The sequence below is a fragment of the Spirosoma sp. genome (genome assembly GCF_048594605.1).
GTDB lineage: Bacteria > Bacteroidota > Bacteroidia > Cytophagales > Spirosomataceae > Spirosoma.
The window spans coordinates 1-4,290 of sequence record NZ_JBMDWV010000018.1; the positions used below are offsets into that span (position 1 = coordinate 1).

Sequence of the window (4,290 nt, forward strand, 5' to 3'; positions counted from 1 at the left end):
AAGATCGAAGGGTCGTGGCCGGGTTGCGGACAGAAAGTGTACGTGCGGGTACGGGCAAAACACGCCATCAGACCATCGACCTGGTCAGAAACCTATGTGACTACCAGCATTGCCATTCCCGAACCGCCCAACAACGTAGAAGCAACGCCCAAAAGTAGTTCAGAAATTGAACTGAAGTGGGGCGGAGCCAATGAGTCATATAGTCGCGAAAGTGGATTCATTATTCAGTATTCCACCAGCAGTAGTTTCTCGTCGCCTGTTCAGACGACAGCCGATCAGAACGCTAACGGCAAAACGATTGGCGGCCTGAACGCAAATACGACGTATTATTTTCGGGTAAAGACCCAGAACTGCGCGGGCGAGTCTGGGTGGAGCAATACGGACAATGCCAGAACGCAGGAGGCTACGACTCAGGCACCGTCGGCCCCTTCTGAACTGGTCCTGACGCCCTTGCTGGCCAACAACATGAACAATGTACGGCTAAGCTGGAGAGACAATTCCAATAACGAAACGGGTTTCGAAGTGGAGTCATCGACCAATGGTACTACGTTCTCCAGAGCGACTACCACGGCCGCCAACGTAACGCAATACGAAATCAACCTCACTACGTCCACAAAAAATTATTTCCGGGTACGAGCCATCACTGGCGCGCAGCAATCAGGTTATTCCAACGTAGTGGACTACGACATGGGTCCCGAATCGCCCCTGGATCTGCGGGCAACGGTGATTTCCTCCTCACAAATCAATCTGGCTTGGTCGGATCGGTCTACGGATGAAACAGGCTATGAAGTCGAACGGAGTACGGACGGGACGAGCTTTAGCAGGATTGCTACGGTGGGGACTAACGTTGTTACGTATCAGAACACGGGCCTGACGGCCAGTACAACGTATCACTATCGGGTTCGCGGGCTGAAAGGTTCGGCAGGTTCGGCCTACACGCACATCGTTAATGCCCGAACGCAGGGGGGCACAACCTCTCCCCCCACGGCTCCAATGATCGATGGCAGTCTGTCGCAAAACTGGACCCGCAACGCCGACCGCGTCACGGAAATCACGGCATCCTGGCAGGATAGATCTAACAATGAAACCGGTTTTGACATTCAGTGGGGCGAGAACGACCAGTATACCGGCGGCTTGGCTAGTGTGGACGCCAACATGACCCAGCATAAAATTGAAGGATCGTGGCCGGGGTGCGGACATAAAATTTATGTGCGGGTACGGGCAAAAAATGCCGGTGGCGAATCGGCCTGGAGTGCAGCCACAGTAACCACCAGCATTGCCATCCCTGAGCCGCCCAGCAACGTAACGGCTACGGCCCGAAGCAGCTCGGAAGCGGAGGTGAAATGGGGCGGGGCAAACGAATCGTACAGCCGTGAAAGTTATTTCGTGATTCAATATTCGAATAATCATGAACCTACCGAAACGTCGGGAATCAGCGTAACCGTAGCCCAGAACTCGTCATCTGCCGTGATCAACGTTGGCCCGAATACGCAATACTACGTTCGGGTCAGAGCCGAGAACTGCGCGGGTAAGTCGGGCTGGAGCACGCTCATTCCGGTTCGAACGCCAGCCGGTCCACCCGCCACCCCGACGGATCTGGTGGCGGTTGCTACGTCGCAGACGGTGGTCGAACTGGCCTGGAAATACAAAACCTTGCCCGGCTTTAGCGTTACGTTCGATGTGCAGCGTTCGGACGATGGGGGCGCTACGTTCAACAGCCTTCCGGTGGGTACACTCGCGTTCACGGCAAATGCATCGGGCGACATTTCGGGCAAATACACCAACAGTGGCCTGACGCCCAGTGCTACGTACCAGTATCGGGTGCGGGCCAAAACGCCCTTCGAATCGGCGTTCAGCAACTTATTCACCATTACCATGCCCGCCGTGCCCATAACGTCACCGGCTGTTCCGACCAATTTAGTTGCCTCGGCCACCAGCGCCAGCCAGATCAACCTGACCTGGAACGATGCCTCCAACAACGAAGACGGCTTCGATATTGAACGTAGCACCGACAACGTAGCGTGGGGCAACTCGGTGAGTGTCGGCGTCAATACCACTACGTATGCCGTTAATGGTCTGAATGCCAGTACAAAATATTTCTTCCGCGTCCGGGCGAAAAACAGTGTCGGCACGTCGGGTTGGTCGAACGTAGCAGACGCGACGACGCAGGCACCTCCCGTAACGATAACAAAACCTACAACGCCCACCAGCCTGAAAGCCACAGCCAGCAGCACGACGCAAATTGACCTGAGCTGGACTGATGCGTCGAACAATGAAGAGGGGTTTGACATTGAACGTAGCGCGGACAACGTAACGTGGGGTAATTCGGCAAGTGCGGGAGTCAACGCTGTTACGTATGCCGCTACGGGCTTAAACGCCAGCACGAAATACTATTTCCGGGTTCGTTCCAAAAACAGCGCTGGTGCGTCCGAATGGTCGAACGTAGCGGAAGCCACTACACAAGCTACGTCGACCACAACGCTAACCGCGCCCAGCAATCTGACGGTTTCGCTCGTCAATAACGTAGCGCTGCTGGTCTGGCAGGATAACACGGCCAACGAAACAGGTTTTCAGGTCGAACAGTCGGTAAACGGGGGCAACTTTGAAAAGCTCGTCGAACTGGGCGCCAATGTATTTCTCTACAAGGATGAGAGCCTACGCGCCCAGAGCACTTACGCCTATCGGGTGCGGGCGTACCGGGCCATGCTCATGTCCGATTATTCCAATACCGCCGAAGTACGGTTTATCGTTACGGCGATTGGCCCACCACCTGCCGAATCGAAGCTTTATCCCAATCCGGCAACGAATGTACTGCACTATACCGTGGGCAGCGGAACAAATCCGCAGATGCTACGTATCCGCGATACGTCGGGACGATTAATGCAGGAAATACCGCTCAGCGGCCGCGTTCAGGAAGTTGAAGTTCCGGTCAGTCAGCTCAATACCGGAACGTATTATCTGGAAGTTATAGGCAACCAGAAACCGCAGTTTTTCCGATTCATCAAACAATAACTCCACGCAATCATGAAACTTACTCGTTTTTGTCAATACCTGCTGGTCGGAAGTTTACTGACGTTTGGACAATGCAAACGTTCGGAACCAGCCCCGGCGCTCGATGATACCGTCGATGTGCTGAAAAGCTGGAAAGCCGCCGAAGTGAAAGAAGGCACAACTGTCGTTTACAAGGCTGATGCTCAGAGTAATATTTATGCCGGTTACGCTAAGTATAAGCTGCTTTTTGCTGCCGACAAAGTAACCTACACCGAGTTTACGGGCGAAGTGTTTACAGGAAGCTGGTCGGTCGATACGGGTACGCGCAAACTCACATTTCATAGCCTGAGTCCAGTGCCGTATGGCACCGATGGGTTGATCGAATTTGAGCTATTGGGGTGGCAACCGGAGCAGTTAATTATTCGGCGAACCACGGGCAATGTGAAAACTGGAAATACGGTGAATGAATACACGCTGGTACCGGAATGATTCAGGAAATGAGCGTATTACGGTCCAAAATGCCGAGATGTGGGTATTGATTGCGAATAGACTGAAAGACCTCGGTTCATGCTACGTAGCACGAGTAGCGGCCAGATGATACGCCTGTGGTGAATGTCGCATTTTTACTATCCAGCCTATCCAGATGCGAGTAGGTTTATAGCGTACTTATTAACTCAATTCATACAATGAAGGGCACCTATTTATCCGTGATCACATTACTACTCGCTGCCGCCTGTCAGAGCGCCGACAAATCGACAGCCACAACCGGTTCTGCCTCCCGTTCGCCGATTGAGGGTGCCTGGGAAGTGGTTGAAAACCGAGTGGACGGTAAACTAGAAAAGCCTGTCCGCCCGCAGCAACTTAAAATCTTCCACGACGGCTTTTTCAGCTTCATACACTACAACCCCGATGGCAGCTTCCACGGGTCAGGGGCCGGTACGTATACGCTGGACGGTAATCGGTACAAAGAGACGTTCCGGTATTATTCGGATACGACCTGGGTTGATTTTGCTGATGAACAAACCTGGGAATTGCAGGGCGATACGCTAGTTTTTTCAGGTTTCAAAAAAGTGTTCGACCGAAGGGGAAAAGAAATGCCCGCCGATACGTGGGGTGGCGACAAATTCGTGGAAAAACGCGTCCGGGCTAAACCATGAAACCATATCGTGCTGACAGTTAGTATATGAACGTGTTACGTTGCTCAACTTACTTTCCGGAACATATCTGCTCCGCTTACAGATGGAACGTAACTGCACCGAACCCCGGAACGTAGCGATTCATTGATGGTAGGTTGTGGTG

Annotated in this window: 4 protein-coding genes; all 4 read left to right on the forward strand. The window is 53.0% G+C overall.

Annotated elements, in window-relative coordinates; all coding sequences use genetic code 11:
- The coding region (locus ACOJS8_RS00895) for a fibronectin type III domain-containing protein (RefSeq protein WP_420146646.1) at nucleotides 1-3,012 on the forward strand (3,012 nt) is incomplete at its 5' end.
- A gap of 12 nt (nucleotides 3,013-3,024) precedes the next feature.
- Complete coding sequence (locus ACOJS8_RS00900; RefSeq protein ID WP_420146647.1) at nucleotides 3,025-3,480, forward strand: hypothetical protein; 456 nt, start codon at nucleotides 3,025-3,027, stop codon at nucleotides 3,478-3,480.
- A complete protein-coding gene (locus tag ACOJS8_RS00905; protein ID WP_420146648.1) occupies nucleotides 3,455-3,589 on the forward strand; it encodes a hypothetical protein in 135 nt (44 codons plus the stop codon). Before ACOJS8_RS00900 ends, ACOJS8_RS00905 begins: the two co-directional genes overlap by 26 nt.
- A gap of 88 nt (nucleotides 3,590-3,677) precedes the next feature.
- Nucleotides 3,678-4,148 (forward strand): hypothetical protein, encoded by a 471-nt coding sequence (locus ACOJS8_RS00910; RefSeq protein WP_420146649.1) that lies wholly within the window; start codon nucleotides 3,678-3,680, stop codon nucleotides 4,146-4,148.
- Nucleotides 4,149-4,290: the final 142 nt, after the last annotated feature.

Excerpts from the sequence above, each read along its gene's own strand:
- ACOJS8_RS00910 (WP_420146649.1), top strand. The coding sequence starts at position 3,678 with ATGAAGGGCACCTATTTATCCGTGATCACATTACTACTCGCTGCCGCC.
- ACOJS8_RS00905 (WP_420146648.1), top strand. The coding sequence starts at position 3,455 with ATGAATACACGCTGGTACCGGAATGATTCAGGAAATGAGCGTATTACG.
- ACOJS8_RS00900 (WP_420146647.1), top strand. The coding sequence starts at position 3,025 with ATGAAACTTACTCGTTTTTGTCAATACCTGCTGGTCGGAAGTTTACTG.